Source organism: Bacillus sp. FSL R5-0709 (assembly GCF_038004785.1).
GTDB lineage: Bacteria > Bacillota > Bacilli > Bacillales > Bacillaceae_G > Bacillus_A > Bacillus_A mycoides.
In genome coordinates, this window is sequence record NZ_JBBORT010000001.1 from 3,707,209 (window position 1) to 3,728,886 (window position 21,678).

The 21,678-nt window shown below is 36.8% G+C and carries 20 protein-coding genes; 3 read left to right on the top strand and 17 right to left on the bottom strand.

The window, feature by feature from the left end:
* The first annotated feature begins 110 nt into the window (after positions 1-110).
* Complete coding sequence (gene rpmB, locus MKX37_RS18800; protein ID WP_000124776.1) at positions 111-299, top strand: 50S ribosomal protein L28; 189 nt, start codon at positions 111-113, stop codon at positions 297-299.
* A gap of 73 nt (positions 300-372) precedes the next feature.
* Here rpmB and spoVM read toward each other — a convergent pair whose 3' ends face one another.
* The 17 genes from spoVM to MKX37_RS18885 form a co-directional block, all read right to left on the bottom strand.
* Positions 373-453, bottom strand: a complete 81-nt coding sequence (gene spoVM / locus MKX37_RS18805; protein WP_001213599.1) for a stage V sporulation protein SpoVM — start codon at positions 451-453, stop codon at positions 373-375.
* 66 nt (positions 454-519) lie between these two features.
* Positions 520-1,200: a thiamine diphosphokinase gene (locus MKX37_RS18810; RefSeq protein ID WP_002014506.1), complete on the bottom strand. Its 681-nt coding sequence runs from the start codon at positions 1,198-1,200 to the stop codon at positions 520-522.
* A 104-nt stretch (positions 1,201-1,304) separates the two neighbouring features.
* The gene (gene rpe, locus MKX37_RS18815) at positions 1,305-1,949 is read right to left on the bottom strand and encodes a ribulose-phosphate 3-epimerase (protein ID WP_002014505.1); all 645 of its coding nucleotides are present in this window, start codon (positions 1,947-1,949) and stop codon (positions 1,305-1,307) included.
* Positions 1,950-1,951: 2 nt separating this feature from the next.
* The gene (gene rsgA, locus MKX37_RS18820; protein WP_002014503.1) at positions 1,952-2,833 is read right to left on the bottom strand and encodes a ribosome small subunit-dependent GTPase A; all 882 of its coding nucleotides are present in this window, start codon (positions 2,831-2,833) and stop codon (positions 1,952-1,954) included.
* 270 nt (positions 2,834-3,103) lie between these two features.
* Positions 3,104-5,077, bottom strand: coding sequence for a Stk1 family PASTA domain-containing Ser/Thr kinase (pknB, locus tag MKX37_RS18825; RefSeq protein ID WP_002014502.1), 1,974 nt, complete (start codon positions 5,075-5,077; stop codon positions 3,104-3,106).
* 8 nt (positions 5,078-5,085) lie between these two features.
* Positions 5,086-5,838 carry a Stp1/IreP family PP2C-type Ser/Thr phosphatase gene (locus tag MKX37_RS18830; protein ID WP_002066780.1) on the bottom strand — a complete coding sequence of 251 codons (753 nt, stop codon included), beginning with the start codon at positions 5,836-5,838 and terminating at the stop codon, positions 5,086-5,088.
* A gap of 4 nt (positions 5,839-5,842) precedes the next feature.
* Positions 5,843-6,931, bottom strand: a complete 1,089-nt coding sequence (gene rlmN, locus MKX37_RS18835; protein WP_002014500.1) for a 23S rRNA (adenine(2503)-C(2))-methyltransferase RlmN — start codon at positions 6,929-6,931, stop codon at positions 5,843-5,845.
* A gap of 4 nt (positions 6,932-6,935) precedes the next feature.
* Positions 6,936-8,270, bottom strand: a complete 1,335-nt coding sequence (rsmB, locus tag MKX37_RS18840) for a 16S rRNA (cytosine(967)-C(5))-methyltransferase RsmB (protein WP_002128834.1) — start codon at positions 8,268-8,270, stop codon at positions 6,936-6,938.
* Complete coding sequence (fmt, locus tag MKX37_RS18845) at positions 8,267-9,211, bottom strand: methionyl-tRNA formyltransferase (RefSeq protein WP_002014498.1); 945 nt, start codon at positions 9,209-9,211, stop codon at positions 8,267-8,269. The genes rsmB and fmt overlap by 4 nt, the downstream gene beginning before the upstream one ends.
* Before the next feature lie 22 nt (positions 9,212-9,233).
* The gene (def, locus tag MKX37_RS18850) at positions 9,234-9,704 is read right to left on the bottom strand and encodes a peptide deformylase (RefSeq protein WP_002014496.1); all 471 of its coding nucleotides are present in this window, start codon (positions 9,702-9,704) and stop codon (positions 9,234-9,236) included.
* Between the two features lie 11 nt (positions 9,705-9,715).
* Positions 9,716-12,121, bottom strand: a complete 2,406-nt coding sequence (gene priA, locus MKX37_RS18855) for a primosomal protein N' (RefSeq protein ID WP_002128835.1) — start codon at positions 12,119-12,121, stop codon at positions 9,716-9,718.
* Positions 12,118-13,323, bottom strand: a complete 1,206-nt coding sequence (gene coaBC / locus MKX37_RS18860) for a bifunctional phosphopantothenoylcysteine decarboxylase/phosphopantothenate--cysteine ligase CoaBC (RefSeq protein ID WP_002014494.1) — start codon at positions 13,321-13,323, stop codon at positions 12,118-12,120. Before coaBC ends, priA begins: the two co-directional genes overlap by 4 nt.
* A 197-nt stretch (positions 13,324-13,520) precedes the next feature.
* Entirely contained in the window at positions 13,521-13,733 is a 213-nt protein-coding gene (gene rpoZ / locus MKX37_RS18865) for a DNA-directed RNA polymerase subunit omega (protein WP_002014493.1), read from the bottom strand.
* A gap of 2 nt (positions 13,734-13,735) precedes the next feature.
* The gene (gmk, locus tag MKX37_RS18870; RefSeq protein WP_002014492.1) at positions 13,736-14,353 is read right to left on the bottom strand and encodes a guanylate kinase; all 618 of its coding nucleotides are present in this window, start codon (positions 14,351-14,353) and stop codon (positions 13,736-13,738) included.
* A gap of 13 nt (positions 14,354-14,366) precedes the next feature.
* The gene (remA, locus tag MKX37_RS18875) at positions 14,367-14,630 is read right to left on the bottom strand and encodes an extracellular matrix/biofilm regulator RemA (RefSeq protein WP_001251456.1); all 264 of its coding nucleotides are present in this window, start codon (positions 14,628-14,630) and stop codon (positions 14,367-14,369) included.
* A 67-nt stretch (positions 14,631-14,697) separates the two neighbouring features.
* A complete protein-coding gene (locus tag MKX37_RS18880) occupies positions 14,698-15,573 on the bottom strand; it encodes a YicC/YloC family endoribonuclease (RefSeq protein WP_002088227.1) in 876 nt (291 codons plus the stop codon).
* Between the two features lie 99 nt (positions 15,574-15,672).
* Positions 15,673-18,396, bottom strand: a complete 2,724-nt coding sequence (locus tag MKX37_RS18885; protein WP_002014490.1) for a calcium-translocating P-type ATPase, SERCA-type — start codon at positions 18,394-18,396, stop codon at positions 15,673-15,675.
* A gap of 105 nt (positions 18,397-18,501) precedes the next feature.
* On the opposite strand from MKX37_RS18885, the gene MKX37_RS18890 reads away from it, so the two are divergent.
* Entirely contained in the window at positions 18,502-20,211 is a 1,710-nt protein-coding gene (locus MKX37_RS18890; protein ID WP_002128838.1) for an Rqc2 family fibronectin-binding protein, read from the top strand.
* Positions 20,212-20,581: 370 nt separating this feature from the next.
* Positions 20,582-21,652 (top strand): M24 family metallopeptidase, encoded by a 1,071-nt coding sequence (locus MKX37_RS18895; RefSeq protein WP_002128840.1) that lies wholly within the window; start codon positions 20,582-20,584, stop codon positions 21,650-21,652.
* Positions 21,653-21,678: the final 26 nt, after the last annotated feature.

The window sequence follows — 21,678 nt, forward strand, 5'->3', positions numbered from 1 at the left end:
TTGCATTCTCTTTTTAGTTGTGTTAAATTATAGTAGTGTTTTTAGCATCGCATAAAAGACTAATATTGAAAAATTACGTATGTTACGGTAGTTAAGGGAGGGAAATATAAATGGCTCGTGTTTGTGCTATCACTGGAAGAAAAGCTCGTTCTGGTAACTCTCGTTCTCACGCAATGAACGCTACAAAACGTAAATGGGGCGCTAACCTTCAAAAAGTTCGCGTACGCATCGACGGAAAAGTTCAACGTGTTTACGTTTCTGCTAGAGCATTAAAATCTGGCAAAATCGAACGTGTTTAATAATAAAAAAAAGAGCCGCTAGGCTCTTTTTTTATTATACCATTGGAAAAAGCACCGGTAATAGGTGCTTTTTTTAGTCTTTTTTGAAGGTATTTAACATCGCACGAACAATTCCACCAAGAAATTTAGGTAACTTAATTGTATAAAATCTCATGGTTTCCCTCCTAATCCCCATTACTCCACTTGTTCACTATATGATGCAAGGAGCAAAATTGTTTCTTCAATCAGTGCTTCTTATCATCATTAATATGCCAGAAGTGAATGAAAAAGTACCTTTTTCCTCAACGAGTTCATTACTAATACAAAGTGTCGATCCCCACTCTATTGTTTTATTAGTAAGGGGATACTTAAAACCGTGAAGTGTAATACCTTCTACCCTTTCAGTAACTGGTACAAATGATACGTATGGAAAATGTTCGTTTCCTTCAATTATATACATACCAAACTTTTTCACCATTATTTCATTTTTATTGTCCACAATACACATTTCTATATTTACTTCTAATCCCTTTAAAAGCATCTGAATATTTGCTAAACCATGATCAAGTCTTCCACCAGTAGCACCAAAAATACGAATTAATTTTGGTTTCTGTTCTAAAGCCCAGCTAATTGCAATTTCTAAATCTGTTTGATCTTTTTCTCGCGGGACGATATGTAATTCATTTGTTTGTTGCCTCATCCATGCTAATTCCTCATCAGTAACTGAATCATAATCCCCAAACGCAACAGCCGGAGTGATTCCTCTTTTCAACAAACGGTACACTCCTCTATCAACGGCCGCCCAAACTACTTCTTCATTTTCATACCGCGAAAAATCTGCGCAGTATTCTGCAGGTCCTCCCGCTAAAATATGAATAATCATTTTTCCTTCCCCTTCTATTGTAAAAAGGCAATCTGCCATTCGGTAGATTGCCTTTCTCCTTATTTGCCACTCTAACATGTATAAATAGTGAAGTCTTAATGAACTAGAAGCTTCACTAGGATAAAGGTTCGTTCGTTCATTCTTTATCCGCGAATTACACGAATTGCTTCACCGCGGTCTTTTTGATTGTATACTGCTGATCCCGCTACAAGAACATTCGCTCCTGCTTCAATACAAAGTCTTGCCGTTTCAGCGTTGACACCACCATCAACTTCAATTTCCACTTCTAGATTTCGCTCTTTAACCATTTCTGCAACTTGTTTGATTTTCGGTAATACAGAATGAATAAACTTCTGCCCGCCAAATCCAGGATTTACTGTCATAAGTAATACCATGTCTATATCTTCTAATACATGCTCAATCGTTGAAACTGGAGTATGCGGATTTAATACAACCCCTGCTTTAATGTCATGAGATTTAATTAACTGAATTGTACGATGTAAATGAGGACACGCTTCTACATGAACAGTAATAATATCCGCTCCCGCTTTTGCGAAAGTTGGGATATAGTTATCAGGATTTTCAATCATTAAATGTACATCTAACGGTAATGATGTAATCGGACGGATTGCTTCTACAATTAATGGTCCAATCGTAATATTTGGTACGAAATGCCCATCCATTACATCGACGTGAATGTAGTCAGCTCCGCCTTTTTCTACATCTTTAATCTCTTCCCCTAATCTTGAAAAATCTGCTGATAAAATCGATGGTGCAATTTTAATCATGACTAATACCTCGGCTTTCTCTCTCTAATTTCTTCTACGAATTGTTTGTAATTCTTATAACGATATTCGGTAATCTTTCCTTCTTCAACCGCAGCTTTCACCGCACATTTCGGTTCAGCAAGGTGTGTACACCCTCTAAATTTACAGTATTGGCTCGCTTCTTTCAACTCTGGAAAACAATATGTAAGATCTTCTACCTCTATATCTATGAAATCAAGCGAACTAAAACCAGGTGTATCCGCAACAAGTCCGCTTCCAACTGTAATTAATTCTACGTGTCTTGTCGTATGCTTTCCACGTCCTAAATGTGAAGAAATATCATTAGTTTTCAATTCTAAATCTGGACGTAATACGTTTAGCATTGAAGATTTCCCAACACCAGATTGGCCTGCAACGACGGAAATACAACCTTCTAAGAATGGTTTCAGAATATCAATACTTTCCGATGTATTTATTGAAGTAAACAACACATCATAACCCATTTCACGATAATCATTTGCATAAGATTCAACAGTTTCTCTCATTTTTTCATCTACTAAATCCATCTTACTAATACAAATAATTGGTTTAATGTTATGATATTCAATTAATACTAAAAATCGATCTAACAGTCCTGGATTAAAATCTGGTTCTACCGCAGAGAAAACAAGAATAGCTTGATCAACATTAGCAATAGGAGGTCTAACAAGTTCATTTTTCCGATCAAATACTTCTAACACATAACCTTCATTCGGATTATCCGCTTGAAAAACAACTTGGTCTCCTACAAGTGGCGTAATTTTATTCTTTCTAAATACACCACGCCCACGACATTGTGTAATCCCTTCCTCATTCTGCACATAATAAAACCCACTTAGAGCTTTTACAATTTTTCCTTCTGGCATATAATTCTCCTTTATTTTGTATAAAATAAAACTGCAATTAAATATGAATAGACTAGCGTTCTTTAAACAATTAGTTCAAAGCCCACCAAATATATATCCAGGTTCATATATTTAATCTACCATCAAATTTGAAATATTATTTACAACAGTATCACTTTTACAGCTTTTTGAATCATATATTTTTGCCTGTTATACAGTCCACGATGTAGACAGCATAACAGGCAAGAGTAATAAATTCCATCTTCTATATAAGGACGATGGAATTCACTATTATTGAGCTGGATATGGTACTTCCTTGTCCATAATCGTTACTCCATCTCGGACAATTTTATAGTGTCCCTTTGCACCTTCTTGAATTACAAATTCTAAAGAAATAATCGCTGACTCAGTAATTGTTCTCGTTTCAACTGGTTTATCCATTTTTTGCTGCATATCTTCTTTATAAATTTCTATTGTTTGCGGCTTTTTCTCACCTGTTGCAGAAGCTTCATATGGGATAGAAATGTTATCCACTTTTACCGTTTTCGTCACTTTAGGCTTCGGACCATCGGAGATAACAATCGATACTTTATCTCCTTCTTTTAAAGGTGTCCCAGGCTTTGGTAACTGTGAAATAACAAGACCTTTATCAACCGTATCTGAATACTCTCTTTTTATATCAGAAACAAGCTTTCTTTCATTTAAATAACCTTTTACACTATTTTCAGTCCATCCTGAAAAATCACCTGGTCTTATTTGATAAGGTCCTTTACTTACCCAAATTTTCAGTTCTTGTTCTGTCTCTATAACCATTTGATCAGGCGTTGGTATTTGCTCTACAATTTCACCTTTCGGCTTATCATTTTCAATATAATTTATTGTAACTTGTTTATATTCTTCTTCTAACTCAGCTCTTATACTCTCGAAATCTTTTCCTGTCAAATCACGCATCTTACTTTTCTTTTTCCCACCTGATTGATAGATAGTAATTTTAGAGTTTTCTTTCACTACTCTTCCTGCTATAGGATCTGTTTTTATCACTTTTCCGGCTTCAACATCATCTGTATATACAAGATTAGGTTCAGTAACTTCAAAACCTTTTTCAACTAATGTATTTACAGCTGTCGTATATTTCATACCAGCCACATCAGGAACCTTCACATCTTTCGGAATAAAGAAGCCTGGAATAACAGTAAGTGCTAATGTTATCCCTATCGCTAAAAGTAAAAATGTTGTAATTAAAACTTTCAGCCATTTATTATTTCGCTTTTTCTTCTTACCTGATTTGGTCTCTTCTTTTCTTACTTGTTCATCCACTTTACTTCCTTTTAATACAATCGTTTCATCACTTACATTTTGAAATAGTTGTTCTTGTTGAATAATTGGAATCGCTTTCGTTGCTTCCATATCTTCTGGTATGTAAAATGGTTGTTCATTTATTCGTTCTGGGTATAGTGCTGTTTCAATATCTCGTTTCATCGCGTTAGCAGATTGATATCGATGGAACGGATCTTTCGCAGTTGCCTTTAATATAATATTTTCAACACTTTGTGGAATATTGTCATTCCATCTTTTTGGAGATGGCATTTCATTTTGTAAATGTTTTAACGCAATTGCAACAGCAGATTCACCAGAAAACGGTTGTCTTCCTGTTAACAATTCAAACATAACAATCCCAAGTGAATAAATATCTGATTGTTTATTCGCTATACCGCCGCGCGCTTGTTCTGGTGATAAATAATGCACCGAACCGAGCACCGAATTTGTATGTGTAATTGTTGCTGCACTTGTAGCTGTCGCAATTCCAAAGTCTGTTACTTTGACCACTCCGTCATCTCGAATCAAAATATTGTGCGGTTTAATATCACGATGTACAATCTCAAAATGATGGGCGTGTGCCATAGCGGACGTTAACTGCTCCATTATATCAAGAGCCTCTCCTATCGGTAACATCCCTCGATCAATTATGTATTGCTTCAATGTTCGTCCAGGTACATATTCCATTACAAGATAATATATATCATCCTCTTCCCCAACATCATACATATTCACAATATTTGGATGCGACAACGTTGTAACAGATTGCGCTTCTCGATGGAAACGTTTAATAAACTCTTCATTATTTGAATAGTCGAGTCTTAATATTTTTACCGCTACATCTCGGCCGAGTATATCATCATGAGCTAAATAGACATTGGCCATTCCTCCACCGCCAATCATTTTCAGCAGCTTATAACGGTCATTTAAGCGTTTTCCAATCAGCACGTTGCACTTCACCTACTTTCGTTTGTCGAATCCGTATAATCAATAATAACGAGGGTAATATTATCTTCTCCACCACGATCATTTGCTAATTGAATGAGATGCTCTCCCTTCGCCTCGAGCTGTTCATTCAATTGTAAAATTTGTTGCATATCAGCAATAGAAACTTTGTTAGACAATCCATCCGAGCAAAGAAGTAATTGATCATCTTCTTCAAGCACCAATGTTTTAACATCTAATCCAACTGTTTCTTCATTTCCTAATGCTCTTAACAAAACATTCTTTTTCGGGTGATATTCTGCATCTTCCTTTGAAATTTCGCCATGTCTTACAAGTTCATTTACAAGCGAATGATCTTCCGTTACAAGCGTCATTTTCCCCTCTGATACCATATAACAACGACTATCTCCTATATGACCTATCGTCACAAAATTCGATGTACAAATGGCTATTATAAGTGTTGTTCCCATGCCATTACATTCTGCATGCTGCTGAGAGTAAGCATATATGCGCTCATTAATAATTCCAACGTTAGTATGTAACCACTTTTCTACCTTTTTAGGCTCATTCATATTATGCGTTTGCTTCCAATAATCATGGAATAATTGAATAGCCATCGAGCTAGCTACATCGCCAGCTCGATGACCTCCCATTCCATCTGCTACTACCGCTAAAATATTTCCATCTAAATTGCGAAAAACTCCTGCACTATCTTCATTATGTTGACGAACTTTTCCTTTATCCGATAGAAACACGGCTTTCATCTAGTCACCTCGTCTCTTCTTTGCGCTCCTTTGCACGCAACTGACCGCAGGCTGCATCAATATCATGACCTTGTTCACGGCGAATGGTTACATTCACTCCACGATCTTTTAGCGTCTTTTCAAATAAGAAAATTTGCTCTCGTGGCGTACGTACATAATCACGTTCTGGCACGTAGTTTACCGGAATTAAGTTTACATGACATTTTACACCTTTTAAGAGCGCAGCAAGTTCTTCAGCGTGCTCAACTTGGTCATTTTCTCCTCCAAATAAGCCATATTCAAATGTAATACGACGCCCTGTTCTATTTACATAGTATTTAACAGCTTCCATTAAATCAGGTAGCTTATAAGCACGGTTGATCGGCATTAATTTTGAACGTATCTCTGTATTTGCAGCATGCAATGAAATCGCAAAATTAATTTGCATATCTTCTTCAGCGAACTTATAAATTTTTGGAACAATTCCACTTGTTGAAACTGTCATATGTCTTGCACCAATATGAATTCCTTTTTCATGATTTACAATGCGTAAGAATGACATTAAGTTATCATAATTATCAAATGGCTCTCCAATTCCCATAACAACAAGAGAACTTACACGTTCTTCTGTTTCATCAAGCGCACGCTGAACTTCTACTACTTGCGCTACAATTTCTCCAGCCTCTAAGTTTCGTTTTAACCCACCAAGTGTAGAAGCACAGAACGTACAGCCAATGCGGCAACCCACCTGTGTTGTTACACAAATGGAATTTCCATATTCATGTCGCATTAGTACAGTTTCAATAGAGTATCCATCGTATAACTGGAATAGGAATTTAATCGTTCCATCCGAAGACGTTTGTTTTACTAAAGTGTTTAAAGTAGTAATATCAAAGGAATTCGACAATTTATCGCGCAATCCTTTAGCAAGGTTTGACATATCCTCATAATTTTTTACACGTTTTTTATATAGCCAATCAAAAATTTGTCCTGCACGGAACTTAGGTTCTCCTTGTTCCTTTAACCAATCTTGCATTTCATGAAGTTGTAAAGAATAAATTGATGGTTTCTTTGTTTCTAGATTTTTCTTTTGTTTTTTTACAGTCGTTTCCATGATGCTACACCTTCTTTCTTAAACAAGCAATATAAAAGCCATCTGTTGCAAAATAATGCGGTAAAATTCGTACTTGACCTTCATCAATATACGGATTTAACTTTTCTGGCATGCGATCTTTTATCGTAGTATCCCATTCAAATTCAGGATGCTCTTGTAAAAATTGCTTTATTACTTGTTCATTTTCTATTTTTTCAATTGTGCACGTACTATAAACAAGGCGACCACCTTGTTTTAACAATGGTGCTATTTTTTCTAGTATCGCAAGTTGAATCGTTGATAACCTTTCACTATCGCCCTTATCTTTACCTAACTTAATATCAGGTTTACGTCTAATAACACCAAATCCAGAACATGGTGCATCTACTAATATTTTGTCAAAAGATTCATTTGCAAAATGCTCTTGAACTTTTCTAGCATCTAAAGCCATCGTTTCTACATTTTCTAAACCAAGTCTCTTCGCCTGTTGTTCAATTAAACGTACTTTATGTGCGTGTAAATCAAGCGACATTACCTTACCAGTTCCGTCCAAACGCTCTGCAATATGAGTTGTTTTTCCGCCAGGAGCAGCACAACTATCTAGAACTGTATCTCCTTTATTCGGTTCTAAAGCACGTGCTACAAGCATTGAGCTTTCATCTTGAATAGAAAGGAAACCTTTTTTGAACGCTTCTGTATGTGCGACATTTCCTCTTTCAATTTGAATTGCATCCTCTGACAATTCACCACGTTTTGCTTCTATACCCTCATCAGCTAATAACGCAACCGCTTCTTCTACCGTTACTTTATCAACATTTACACGTGCTGTTGGTACAGGTGGCAACATATTTACTTCACACATTTTCTCTGCTGTCTCTAAACCATATTCGGATGCCCATTCTTGTACAAGCCACATTGGATGACTCGTTGCAATCGCAAGACGTTCTACTGGATTTTCGATTTCTTCTAACGAAGGTACACCTTCTCGCTGAATTGAACGCAATACTCCGTTCACCATGCCTGAAATCCCTTTATGCCCACGACGCTTTGCAATCTCAACTGCTTCATGAATAGCCGCTCTTTCTGGAACTCGGTCTAAATATAGCATTTGATATAGAGATAGGCGAAGCAACACTCTTACCCACGCTTCAACCTTTTTTCTTAAAAATGGTTGTAAATAATAATCTAGTGTGTCACGACGTTGAATTGTTCCATATACCATTTCAGTTAATAAACCAATATCTTTTCTGTCAATTGTATTTTTTTCAATCAAATTATTTAAAAGTAAGTTGCTATATGCACCACTTTTTTCTACTTGAATTAAGCCATCCAGAGCTAACTCACGAACATTTTGTCTCATGCATTTTCTCCTAACTTCGTACCAATTTCAGGTTTTGTTCCACGTAAAAATTGTGAACAACTCATACGCTTTTTACCAGATGGTTGCAATTCAGTGATTTTAACGCCTGTCTCGTTCCCTGTTGCAACAACAAATCCATCTTCTTCAAGAGCTACTATTGTACCTGGTTCAGCTTTCTCTGTAATAGAGACCTTCTCTCCCCACCATACTTTAATAACTTGTCCTGCCAAAGTCGTATAAGCAACTGGCCATGGATTCAATCCGCGAATGTGATTGTATACTTCTTCACCTGTTTTTGTCCAATCAATTATCTCTTGCTCACGTTTTATATTATATGCAAACGTCACTTCAGCTTCACTTTGTTTAATTGGTTCTAGTTTACCCTGAATTAGTAAAGGAACCGTTTTAGATAACAGGTGTGCTCCTGCTTCGCTTAACTTATCAAATAATGAACCTGTTGTTTCACGCTCTTCAATTTCTACTTCTACTTGCGTTAATATATCGCCCGCATCTAATTTTTCTACCATATACATAATTGTAATACCTGTTTTCTCTTTACCTTCCATGATCGCATAATGAATTGGTGCACCACCGCGAAGTTCTGGAAGTAATGATGCGTGGACATTAATACATCCATACTTTGGCGCTTCTAAAATTTCATTCGGTACGATTTGTCCAAATGCTGCTGTTACAATTAAGTCTGGCTCTAGTGCTAATACTTTTTCATATTCGTCTTTTTCACGAATTTTTAACGGCTGTACTACTGGAATACCATGTTTCTCCGCTTCTACTTTAACAGGAGTAGGTGTTAAAACCTTTTTTCTACCAACTGGACGATCAGGTTGCGTTACAACACCAACTACGTCATATCCGTCCTCGATAAGACGACGAAGCACCGGCACAGAAAAGTCCGGTGTCCCCATAAATACTACTTTCATCATTCAAAAACCGCTCCTTTTAAACCTATTCTAATTCGCCTGCTTCATAATACCTTTTCACTTTAGATGTAAATAAAACACCGTGTAAATGATCGATTTCATGCTGAATTGCACGCGCTAAGAAGTCATCCGCTTCTAATAAAAATATTTTACCGCGACGATTTTGTGCACGTACTTTAATGTAATCTGCACGCTCCACTTCACCATAAAGTCCCGGAAAGCTTAAGCAGCCTTCGGGACCTACTTGTTCACCACGTTTTTCTAAAATAACAGGATTAATTAATTCAATTTTACCTGTATCATCACCTATATCAACAACAGCAACTTGTAAGCTTACACCCACTTGTGGCGCAGCTAGACCAACTCCGTCTGCAATTAACATTGTTTCATGCATATCTTTTAACAATTTCACTAACTTTTTATCAAAGTTAATTACTCTTTCGCATGGTGTTTCTAACACTTCATTTGGATGCTTTACAATTTCTAAAACTGCCATATTTCCCTCCGCTACATTAACATTGTTGGATTAAAATCAATTGAGATTTGTAGCTCTTTTTGCATTTCTGCTTGATAATGTTCATTTACCATTTTGAGCACGTTCTTTAAGTTTGGTTCCCGTTTGTATTTTATCATGCATTGGTAACGATATCTATCTTTTATCCTTGGAATTGCTGAAGCAACCGGCCCTAACACCATCGTTTGCCTTGAACAATGCGTTCGTAAATGACCGACAATTTTTTCCGTCACTTGGACTGCCTTTAATAACTCCGGATGAGATACAGTTACAAGTACAACGTAGTAATATGGCGGATATTGTCTCATTTGCCTCATTTGCATTTCGTGCTCATAAAATACATCATATTGTTGATTCTTTGCTAATTCTACACTGTAATGTTCCGGCGTATACGTTTGAATTACAACTTCACCTGGCAATTCATGTCTTCCTGCACGTCCACTCACTTGTGTCAATAGCTGATACGTCTTTTCACTCGCCCGAAAATCAGGTAGATGAAGCATCGTATCCGCCGTTAAAACGCCAACAAGCGTCACCTTCGGAAAATCAAGCCCTTTTGCAATCATTTGTGTTCCAAGTAATATATCTGCTTTCTCTTCACCAAACGCCTTTAATAATTTTTCATGCATTCCTTTACGGCTTGTTGTATCCACATCCATTCGAATGACCCGCGCCTCAGGGAATAGTTTTGTGATTTCTTCTTCAACCTTTTGCGTCCCTGTACCAAAGAAACGAATATACGTACTATTACAAGCAGGACACTCCGTTGGCATATTTTCCTCATGACTACAATAATGACACTTTAAACGATGGTTCATTTTGTGATATGTCAACGAAATATCACAATGCGGACATTGTACGACATACCCACAATCACGACACATCACAAACGTAGAATGACCCCTTCTATTTAAAAAGAGAACCATTTGTTCTTTTTTTTCTAATCGATCTGCTATTTTTTCATGCAGTGCCTTTGAAAACATTGAGCGATTTCCATCACGAAGCTCTTCACGCATATCAACAATTTCTACAGTCGGCAAAGCTTGTTTGTTCATACGTTTTTCCATTGTAAGCAACCCATAGACACCTTTTTTCGCTCTAGCAAACGATTCAAGTGTCGGCGTTGCACTTCCGAGAACGATTGGACACTTATGGTATTGTCCTCTCCACACTGCTACATCTCTTGCATGATACTTTGGGTTATCCTCTTGCTTATAACTTGATTCATGCTCTTCATCAATAATAATGATTCCTAAATTTTCGAATGGAGCAAAAATAGCTGAACGCGCACCAACTACAACTTTCACTTCTTTTCTTAATATCTTTCGCCATTCATCATATTTCTCGCCAACAGAAAGCGCACTGTGAAGAACTGCAACTTGCGAACCGAACCTACCTTTAAAGCGATCTACCATCTGGGGCGTTAGCGCAATTTCAGGAACAAGCACAATTGCTTCTTTTCCTTTCTCGAGCACCGCTGCTATAGATTGTAAATACACTTCAGTCTTACCACTTCCTGTAACACCATATAGTAAAAATGGATTGTAAGTTTCATTTGTAATTGATGACAAAATCGGTGTAATTACTTGTTTTTGTTCCTCAGTAAGCGGAAATGGTTTCGTTTGTTCAAAATCATCATCGTCATACGGACTCCGGTATACCTCTACATACTTTTCTGAGATTAGACCCTTTTTAACAAGTGCTTTTATTGGAGCATCTGTTATTTGTAATTCTTCTGTTAAATTTTTTAACGGTACACTTTTGTAGTTTTCTACAAAATAATAGAGTACATCTTGTTGTTTTTTACTTTTCAGTTCAAATGCTGCTAATTCCAATTTATCTGCCGGCAACTCCGGTTGAACTACTCTTTGTTTCTTCTTCTGCACTTTATCCTTTACTTGATAAACCACTTCAGTCGTACCATTTTTAATTTCTTGTTGAATAGTGCGATATAGGTGCGGCTGTGCTTCGATAACTTCCCAATCTATCGTTTCCTTCCCTTGAAATAAAGAAAGAATTTCTGGTGCTACTTCTTCTCGGTTACGAAGTTGCAGACGCTTTTTATATGTTGCTTTAATCGCCGTCGGAAGCATCACCTGAAAAGCTGAAATCATATAACATAACGTTTCACTTGTAAGCCAATACCCAAGTTTTAATAATTCATCATTTAAAACCGGAGTGACATCTAATATTTCATACAACGCTTTTAACTTTTTACTTTCTAGTTCAACCGAATCCTTTATGCCAATAATAAAACCTTGCAATTTCCTCGGACCGAATGGGACTACTACACGCATTCCTGTTTGCACGATATCTTCCCATTTTTTAGGGATAATATAATCAAACGGTCGATCTGTTTGACGTGCAGGTACATCAACAATTACACTTGCAAACTTCATACATAATCATCTTCTAACATCATTTCTATTTGCTTTAATATTTCACGAGCCACTTCTTTCTTCGTTAAAAGTGGCAGCTCAATGATTTCTCCATCTTTTCTATACATTGTCACAATATTTGTATCCGTACCAAACCCAGCTCCTTGCGCTTTCACGTCATTCGCAACAATCATATTTGCATTTTTCTCACGTAATTTTCTCGTTGCGTATTCCTCTATGTTTGTCGTTTCAGCTGCGAAACCGATAAGTAACTGTCGGTCCTTCTTCTCACCTAACGTTTTTAAAATATCCACTGTTCTTTCTAATTCAATTACAGCATCGCCATTTTTCTTTTTCATTTTATTATCATGAACATATTTCGGACGGTAATCTGCAACGGCTGCTGTTTTGATGACAACATCCACACTCTGATAATGCTGAAGGACTGCCTCTAACATATCTTGTGCAGATTCCACTTGTATTGTTGTGACATGTAATGGTGACTCTAATGCTGTCGGTCCTGACACAAGTATGACATCAGCACCTAAGCCTGCTGCAACTTCTGCGATCGCATACCCCATCTTTCCAGAAGAAAAATTCGTCATAAAACGAACCGGATCAATCTTTTCACGTGTCGGTCCAGCTGTTATTAATATTCGTTTTCCTTGCAATGGTTGTTGTTCCGAGAAAGCCTCTTCTAATCGTCCAATAATTGCTTCAGGTTCTTCCAGTCTTCCTTTTGCTACATAACCACATGCTAAAAAACCTTCCCCAGGCTCAATAAATGTATATCCTAATGTTTTTAACGTCATCATGTTTTTTTGAACAATTTTATTTTCATACATATGCACATTCATAGCAGGTGCAATCCACACCGGAGCTGTAGTAGCTAACAAAGTAGTTGTAATCATATCATCAGCAATACCGCCAGCTAACTTTCCAATGCAATTAGCTGTAGCAGGTGCAACAAGTACAACATCTGCCCAATCCGCTAAATCAATATGAGCAATAACAGCGGAGTCTCTCTCATCAAACGTATCCGTATATACATCATGGCGAGAAAGTGCTTGAAATGTAAGAGGCGTAACAAACTTCATTGCCGACTCACTCATCATTACTTTTACAAGAGCGCCAGCTTGTGTCAATTTACTTGTTAACGCAGCCGCTTTAAAAACTGCAATGCCTCCTGTTACACATAGAAGTATCTTTTTCCCTTTTAGCATATGACTCGTCCTCTTTCTTTTTCAAACTTATTCTACTGAAATAGAATTTCCAGCTCGTCAGTACCAGTATTTCGTTCCGTCTTTTTCGATTCCTTTTCATCCCTATCGTAAAAAAATAACAACCTACTTGTAAATAGGTTGTTACCGTTACATAGAAAATTATAAAGTCTATGTTTTAATTTGTCGAAAAGAATGTCTTAATCAATTATTGTGTCATCGCTTGGTACATATTTTAATACTTCTAAATCGATTTCTTCTAATGCTTTACCTACACATTTATAAGAAACAGGCTTTTCAATAACACAATTGTCAGCAATTTGCATTTCACGTGCACGCTTTGCAGCTACTGTTACAAGTGTATATTTAGAATCGATTTTTGTTAATAATGAGTCAATTGATGGATTTAACATAATTATAGACCCTCCGTCATTTCTTTATAGTATTTTGCCACTCTTTCGCGGCGGCAATGTTCACCAACCACAATTGCTTTAATTCGGTCGCAAGCTAATTCAACTTGATCGTTTTCTACAACATAGTCATAAGCGTCCATCATTTCGATTTCTTCTTTCGCTACAGTTAAACGATTTTCAATAACATCTTCAGTTTCTGTACCACGGCCGACAATTCGGTTCTTTAGTTCAGATAAACTTGGAGGTGCTAAGAAAATAAATACACCTGCTGGGAAGGCTTTCTTAACTTGAATTGCTCCTTGCACTTCAATTTCTAAGAACACATCTTTTCCTTCTTGTAACGTTTTTTCAACATAATCAATCGGTGTTCCGTAATAATTACCAACGAACTCAGCCCATTCAAGTAACTTTTCATTACGAATCATTTCTTCAAATTCTTCTCTCTCTTTAAAGAAATAATCCACACCATCTACTTCACCTTCACGCGGTTTACGTGTCGTTACTGAAATAGAGTACTGAAAACGTGTGTCTTCATGGCTAAACAGCTCTTTTCGAACCGTTCCTTTCCCGACACCAGAAGGTCCCGAAAGAACGATGAGCAATCCTCTTCTACTTCTCATAAATATGTAAAACCTACCCTTCCTCACTTAAATCTTCTTTATTATTCAAACGATGTGCAATCGTCTCTGGCTGAATTGGACTTAATACTACATGCCCATCATCCATAACAATAACCGCCCTTGTTTTTCTCCCATACGTAGCATCAAGCAAAGCATTATGTTCACGAGCTTCCTGTACTGTCCGTTTAATAGGAGCTGACTCCGGACTTACAATAGCAATAATTCGATGAGCAGATACAATATTTCCGTATCCAATATTTAAAAACCGCATGGCCATAGTTTGCGCCTCCTAGTAAGTCTATCCGATTTCTCCACCACGTATAACTTTATATATTTTTTGAAAGCTACTCAATATTTTGTACTTGTTCACGAATTTTTTCAAGGTTATTTTTCATTTCTACGACATATTTTGAAATTGTTAAGTCATTTGCCTTAGAACCTATCGTATTAACTTCCCTATGCATCTCTTGCACGATGAAGTCCATTTTCCTTCCAACAGGCTCTGTAATTTGCAGTGCTTCACGAAATTGATCTAAATGACTTTGTAATCGAACTAATTCTTCGTGAATATCTGAACGCTCTGCAAATATTGCTACTTCTGTCAGCAATCGTTGTTCATCTAAATCTTGGTTATGTAATTCTTTTAAGCGATTTTCTAATCGTTCACGATATTTTTGTGTAACAATTGGTGCATGTGGAATAATTGCATTTACACAATTATGAATCTCTTGCAAACGATATGCTATATCTTTATGTAATCGTTCTCCTTCGCCATCTCTCATCGTTTTCAACATATGAGCAGCTTGACGAACAGCTTCATATAAACCGGTTTCAAATTGTTCATTTACATTTTCTATTTCTTCAACTGCCGTTACTTCTGGCATTCCCATTAGTTGCCCGAGTGTAATAGAATCTTGTAATTGAAATTTCCCTTTTATATCTTCCATAATGGATTGGTACTGCTTGAGAAGTTCCCAATTCACAGTTAGTTTTCTTTCAACAAGCCCTTCGCCTGTTATACTAATAGACACTTCAATACGTCCACGGCGAACTTGCTTTGCAATTATTTTACGAATCTTGTCTTCAAACGCCATCATTTGCTTCGGAAGCCGAATACTCATTTCTAAAAAACGATGGTTCACCGACTTCATTTCTACTGTTATTTGAAAAGTATCGTTTTCTACCTTCGATCTTCCAAATCCTGTCATACTACAAATCATCTTTATCACATCCAAGCCATGAAATAACTCAATGAAAAAGGCAATAGAGATGCGACTCTACTACCTTCTGTAAATTATATCATATTTTCATATCATTGACTATTTCAAGTTTAATCCCTTCTTATATAACAGCGGCTTTTTCTTTTTCCCCTTTTTTCTTGTTAATAAGGATCCTACTAATAAGAAGGTCGGAATAGATGATAATCCTCCAATTAACAACCAATCTCGTGCTTGTATCGGCATTGTGCTAAAAATCGGCTGTAATGGTGGATAATATATAACTACAAGCATTAACAGTAAAGAAATAATAACCGCCCCTACTAAATATATATTTCCAAACGGGTTGCGGTGAAATATAGAATGTTCACTACGACAATCAAATACATGAATAAGCTGAGCCAGTACTAATGTTGCGAAGGCTACCGTTTGTGCATACTTCAATTCATTCGGATGCTGGTTAAATGCAATAATAAACGCTACTAATGTCACTGCTCCGATTAAAAAACCACGACTTATAATTTTCCACGCAAGCCCTCTAGCGAACACCCCTTCTTTCGGATGGCGTGGTGTTCTCTTCATCACATCTCCTTCAGCCTTATCCAAACCTAATGCCATCGCTGGTAAACCGTCAGTAACTAAGTTCACCCATAAAATTTGAATTGGAACCATCGGCAATGGCAGTGCAAGTAACATCGCAAATAACATAACTAAAATTTCACCAACGTTAGATGCTAACAAATACCGAATAAACTTCCGAATATTTTCATATATGTTTCTACCTTCTTTAATCGCCGATTTAATCGTAGCAAAGTTATCATCTAACAACACAAGTGAAGAAGCTTCTTTTGCAACATCTGTCCCTGTAATTCCCATCGCAATCCCTATATCAGCTGTTTTAATAGCTGGAGCATCGTTCACTCCATCACCTGTCATAGCTACTATATGTCCCTTATTTTGCAGCGCCTTAACGATTTTCAATTTATGCTCAGGAGACACACGAGCGAATACATACGTATCTTCTACAATATCTTCTAATGCCTCTACATCCATATTCGCAAGTTCTACACCTTCAACAACGCGTCCACCCGCCGGTAAAACCCCTAGCTGTTCCGCAATTGCCATTGCCGTCACTTTATGATCTCCCGTAATCATTACCGTTCTAATACCAGCTTCCTTACACTCTTTCACCGCTTGCGCCACTTCTAGTCTTGGCGGATCTATCATTCCTTGTATTCCAACAAGCATAAAATCCTGCTCGACTTCTCTTTCATGTTCAATTGAATCTGTAGCTTTTAACGGTTTAAATGCCACCGCAATCGTTCGTAAAGCTTGACTTCCTAAACTATGAATCGCTGCCTGCACTTCTTTTCGATACATTTCACTTAAAGGCTGCTGCTTATTTCCCCACAAAATTGTTTGACTCATCTGCAAAAGAACATCTGGTGCTCCTTTTGTAATAACAAATTTTTTACCTTCACGATCACGAACGATAACGCTCATCATTTTTCTAGTTGAATCAAAAGGAAATTCACGAATGACTTCAAACTTTCCTTTAAGAGCTTCACGTGATATTCCCGCCTTCATTGCAGCAGCAACGAGAGCTCCCTCTGTTGGATCTCCATCTAACACATACGTCTTTTTCTTTTGAATAACATTCGCATTATTACATAAACAGCCAAATGTAAGTAGTTGATACAGTGATTTCGTCTTAGTAGGGTCAATTACTTCTTCACCTTTCATAAACGAACCTGTTGGCTCATAGCCTTGACCTGTTACTTTCCACAATTCTCCGCCTGACCACATATGTGTTACCATCATTTTATTTTGTGTCATTGTTCCTGTTTTATCTGAGCAAATAACAGAAGCACAGCCTAACGTTTCTACAGCTGGCAACTTTCGCACAATTGCCCTCTTTTTAATCATACGCTGTACACCAAGTGATAGCGCAACCGTAACGATAGCTGGCAATCCTTCTGGAATAGCTGCAACAGCAAGCGAAACCCCAGCCAAAAACATGTGATACACTTCATTCCCTTGATATACACCAGCTAGTACAACAAGAGCCGTCAAAATAAGAGCAACAATAATTAAAATTTTTCCAAGCTGTTCTAATCTTCTTTGTAATGGCGTTTCCATTTGCTCAGCATTTTGCAACATATTTGCAATTTGCCCCATAGCTGTATTCATTCCAGTTGCTACGACTACCCCTGTTCCAGCACCTCTCGTTATCATCGTCCCCATAAATGCCATGTTTTTTTGATCACCAATTGAAACATCTTGACCTTGTAACGCATCTACCTTCTTTTGTACAGGCAATGACTCTCCTGTAAGAGCCGATTCTTCAATATATAAACTTGAAGATTCCACAAGGCGAACATCCGCGCCAATACGGTCACCACTAGAAAATTTAATAATATCACCCAGTACAAGCGCTTTTGACGGTGCTTTTATCCACTTCCCATTTCTTAGTACAGTAACTTGAGGAGCTGCCAATTCTTTTAAAGCTTCCAACGATTTTTCAGCTTTCCTCTCTTGGAAGAAACCGAGGACACCATTAATAATAACAATTGCAACAATTGCAATCGAATCAATATACTCTCCTAAAAAAGCTGAAATAATTGTAGCACCAAATAAAACAAGTACCATAAAATCTTTAAATTGCGCTAAAAACACCATAAGCGCAGAAGGCCGCTTTGCTTCTTGCAATTCATTTGTGCCAAATTTCTTTAATCGGCCCTCTGCTTCTTGCTCTGTAAGACCTACCTCCACATTCGTATTCGTTCTTTCCTCCACTTCATGTGCTCGCATTTCATACCAGTTCATCCTGCCATCGACCTCCTGATTCCAGACATACTCTAATGAAAGCTTATTCAGCCTCGTCCAAAAAAATGCTATAATTAACTTTTAGTTAGAAAGGAGTGTTCATTCATGGCATTCGATGGATTATTTACAAGAGCAATTACACATGAAATTGCAAATTCTCTTCAAACAGGAAGAATTTCAAAAATATATCAACCCTCAAAATATGAAGTTTTATTACATATTCGAGCAAACGGAAAAAACCAAAAACTAATTCTTTCATCTCACCCTACATATGCGCGTATGCACTTAACAAATCAAAACTACAATTCACCAGCGCTACCGCCGATGTTTTGTATGCTTCTTCGCAAACATTTAGAAGGTGGATTTATTGAAAAAATTGAACAAATTGACTTAGAACGTATTATTCAAATTACAGTCCGCAGTCGCAATGAAATCGGTGACGAATCAGTAAAAACATTAGTAATCGAAATAATGGGACGACACAGTAATATTATCTTAGTAGATACGAAAACAAATGTTATTTTAGATAGCTTAAAACACGTTTCTTTAGCGGTAAACCGACATCGTACTGTATATGCTGGAGCTGAATATGTTGCCCCACCGGCACAACATAAAGTTAATCCGCTTCTTATCGAAACAGAAGATGATTTTATTAAACCGCTAGACTTTTTATCTGGCAACATGGACAAACAACTTGTCGGAGCATTCATGGGAATTTCCCCATTATTTGCAAAAGAAGTTGTAAAAAAAGCAGGTATGGCAAATGAAAAAGCATTATCTGAAGCTTTCTTCAGCTTGCAAAAACCTTTGCTAACACATCAGTACGTGCCAGCAATGATAACAGCAAATGGAAAAGAGTTCTTTTACCTATTCCCTCTTTCTCACTTACAAGGAAACGAAAAAACATTTTCATCTGTTAGTGAATTATTAGATCGTTTCTTCTTTGGTAAAGCAGAGCGCGATCGTGTAAAACAACAAGCTCACGATTTAGAACGCTTTATGCAAAATGAAAAAACAAAAAATGAAAAGAAGCTAATTAAACTAGAAAAAACATTACAAGATGCCGGAAAAGCAGATAAATATCAACTATTTGGAGAGCTACTTACAGCCAATATGTACGCTTTGAAAAAAGGTGATAAAGAGATAGAAGTCGTTAACTATTACGACGAAAATGGTGGGACTGTAAAAATCACATTAAATCCTTTAAAAACACCATCTGAAAATGCACAACGCTATTTCCAAAAGTACCAAAAAGCGAAAAATTCAGTTGCTATTGTAGAAGAACAAATCGTAAAAACAAATGAAGAAATTCTTTATTTCGATAGCTTACTTCAACAAATGGAGGTTGCTTCTTCAAAAGATATTGAAGAGATTCGTGAAGAACTGACCGAAGAAGGTTATGTACGTAATCGTAAGAAGAAAAACTCAAAGAAAAAACCGACAAAACCAGTATTGGACAAATATTTAGCTAGTGATGGCACAGAAATTTTCGTCGGTAAAAACAATAAGCAAAATGATTATTTAACAACGAAATTCTCCCGTCGTGATGAAATTTGGTTACATACGAAAGACATACCTGGGTCCCACGTTGTCATTCGTTCTCTTGAACCTACGGAAGAGACTTTACAAGAGGCCGCTAAAATCGCTGCTTATTACAGTAAAGCAAAAGATTCTAGTTCTGTTCCTGTAGATTTCACAAAGGTACGCCATGTCAAAAAACCGAGCGGTGCAAAACTTGGATTTGTTACATATGACAATCAACAAACATTATATGTAACACCAGATGCTGATACAGTAATGAAATTAAAAGCGTAAATATTAAAAAATGCGTTGCTTGCAAGCGACGCATTTTTTATATGGTTTCAATTCAGTTCATATATCCATTCACTCATTCATAACATCTTTCTTCCCTTCAATATTGTCAAAAAAATTGACAGTGTCATTTCACATCTGTATAAATTTTTTTACAGTATGTATATAAAGTGCACCTCCAATCAATATTTTTTCATCCCCCCACTGATTATTGAAGTAATCTTGATTTTATGAACAAACCGCCTCTCACAAATAGCGGGCTAATTTTTCATCTCCCCTAAAACATATGTAGTTCCTACTATCTTTTTTCCTCAAATATATATTTTGGCACGCTATTTGCTTTATTCAATACTGTGAAAAGGGGGAAATTAACATGACTTTAAGAATTAATAAAATCCAAAATCAACTACAAAAATATGAAATTGACGGATTACTTATTACAAAAAAAGAAAATCGCCAATATGCAACAGGCTTTACAGGCAGCGCTGGCGTCGTCTTAATCTCTGCGGATAAAGCGGTTTTTATAACTGATTTTCGCTACGTAGATCAAGCGAAATCACAAATAAAAGACGCTGAAATTGTTATGCATAAAGGAAATTTAGAGAAAGAAGTTGCAAATCAAGTATCGAAATTAAACATTCAAAAACTTGGAATTGAAGAAAATAACATGACATTACAACAATATAAAAACTTACAAAAATACGTACATGCGGAAATGGTTCAAGTGTGCGAAATCATCGAAAATATTCGTATTATTAAAGACATGCCTGAAATAGAAACAATGAAAATCGCAGCTAATATTGCTGACGAAGCATTTCACCACATCCTTACGTTTCTAAAACCAGGAATAAGTGAAAATGATGTACGAGATGAGTTAGAATTTTTCATGCGAAAAAAAGGGGCTACATCCTCTTCATTTCAAATCATTGTAGCTTCTGGTGTTCGTTCTTCACTTCCTCATGGAGTTGCATCAAATAAAATAATCGAACGAGGCGACGTCGTTACATTAGATTTCGGTGCACTTTACGATGGATATTGTTCCGATATAACACGTACTGTAGCAATTGGGGAACCATCAGAAGAATTCAAAAAGATATACAATGTTGTACGAGAAGCGTTAAAACGTGGGACGGAAGCAATTAAACCTGGGGAAACTGCGAAAAGTATCGATGATATAACGAGAGATTACATTACAGAACATGGATACGGTCAATATTTTGGACACTCTACCGGTCATGGTCTTGGGTTAGAAATACATGAACCTCTTCGCCTATCCCAAGAAAGTAAGGCTACTTTAGAAGAAGGTATGGTTGTTACCGTTGAACCTGGTATTTACATACCGAACTGGGGCGGTTGTAGAATTGAAGATGATATCGTCATTACAAAAGACGGATATGAAGTTATTACAAAATCAAATCGGGAACTAATTGTTATCCCTTGTTAAAATCATAGAAAAAAATGCCACCGAAT

What these genes read in the sequence shown, in the direction of transcription:
- MKX37_RS18890 (WP_002128838.1), top strand. Translation starts at nt 18,502, where the DNA reads ATGGCATTCGATGGATTATTTACAAGAGCAATTACACATGAAATTGCA.
- rlmN (WP_002014500.1), bottom strand. Translation starts at nt 6,931, where the DNA reads ATGGAAACGACTGTAAAAAAACAAAAGAAAAATCTAGAAACAAAGAAA.
- rpmB (WP_000124776.1), top strand. Translation starts at nt 111, where the DNA reads ATGGCTCGTGTTTGTGCTATCACTGGAAGAAAAGCTCGTTCTGGTAAC.
- rpoZ (WP_002014493.1), bottom strand. Translation starts at nt 13,733, where the DNA reads ATGTTAAATCCATCAATTGACTCATTATTAACAAAAATCGATTCTAAA.
- MKX37_RS18895 (WP_002128840.1), top strand. Translation starts at nt 20,582, where the DNA reads ATGACTTTAAGAATTAATAAAATCCAAAATCAACTACAAAAATATGAA.
- spoVM (WP_001213599.1), bottom strand. Translation starts at nt 453, where the DNA reads ATGAGATTTTATACAATTAAGTTACCTAAATTTCTTGGTGGAATTGTT.
- fmt (WP_002014498.1), bottom strand. Translation starts at nt 9,211, where the DNA reads ATGATGAAAGTAGTATTTATGGGGACACCGGACTTTTCTGTGCCGGTG.
- def (WP_002014496.1), bottom strand. Translation starts at nt 9,704, where the DNA reads ATGGCAGTTTTAGAAATTGTAAAGCATCCAAATGAAGTGTTAGAAACA.
- coaBC (WP_002014494.1), bottom strand. Translation starts at nt 13,323, where the DNA reads ATGCTAAAAGGGAAAAAGATACTTCTATGTGTAACAGGAGGCATTGCA.
- rsmB (WP_002128834.1), bottom strand. Translation starts at nt 8,270, where the DNA reads ATGAGACAAAATGTTCGTGAGTTAGCTCTGGATGGCTTAATTCAAGTA.
- MKX37_RS18885 (WP_002014490.1), bottom strand. Translation starts at nt 18,396, where the DNA reads ATGAACTGGTATGAAATGCGAGCACATGAAGTGGAGGAAAGAACGAAT.
- rsgA (WP_002014503.1), bottom strand. Translation starts at nt 2,833, where the DNA reads ATGCCAGAAGGAAAAATTGTAAAAGCTCTAAGTGGGTTTTATTATGTG.
- priA (WP_002128835.1), bottom strand. Translation starts at nt 12,121, where the DNA reads ATGAAGTTTGCAAGTGTAATTGTTGATGTACCTGCACGTCAAACAGAT.
- MKX37_RS18810 (WP_002014506.1), bottom strand. Translation starts at nt 1,200, where the DNA reads ATGGCAGATTGCCTTTTTACAATAGAAGGGGAAGGAAAAATGATTATT.
- remA (WP_001251456.1), bottom strand. Translation starts at nt 14,630, where the DNA reads ATGGCCATGCGGTTTTTAAATATTGGATACGGAAATATTGTATCTGCT.
- MKX37_RS18880 (WP_002088227.1), bottom strand. Translation starts at nt 15,573, where the DNA reads ATGATTTGTAGTATGACAGGATTTGGAAGATCGAAGGTAGAAAACGAT.
- rpe (WP_002014505.1), bottom strand. Translation starts at nt 1,949, where the DNA reads ATGATTAAAATTGCACCATCGATTTTATCAGCAGATTTTTCAAGATTA.
- MKX37_RS18830 (WP_002066780.1), bottom strand. Translation starts at nt 5,838, where the DNA reads ATGAAAGCCGTGTTTCTATCGGATAAAGGAAAAGTTCGTCAACATAAT.
- gmk (WP_002014492.1), bottom strand. Translation starts at nt 14,353, where the DNA reads ATGAGAAGTAGAAGAGGATTGCTCATCGTTCTTTCGGGACCTTCTGGT.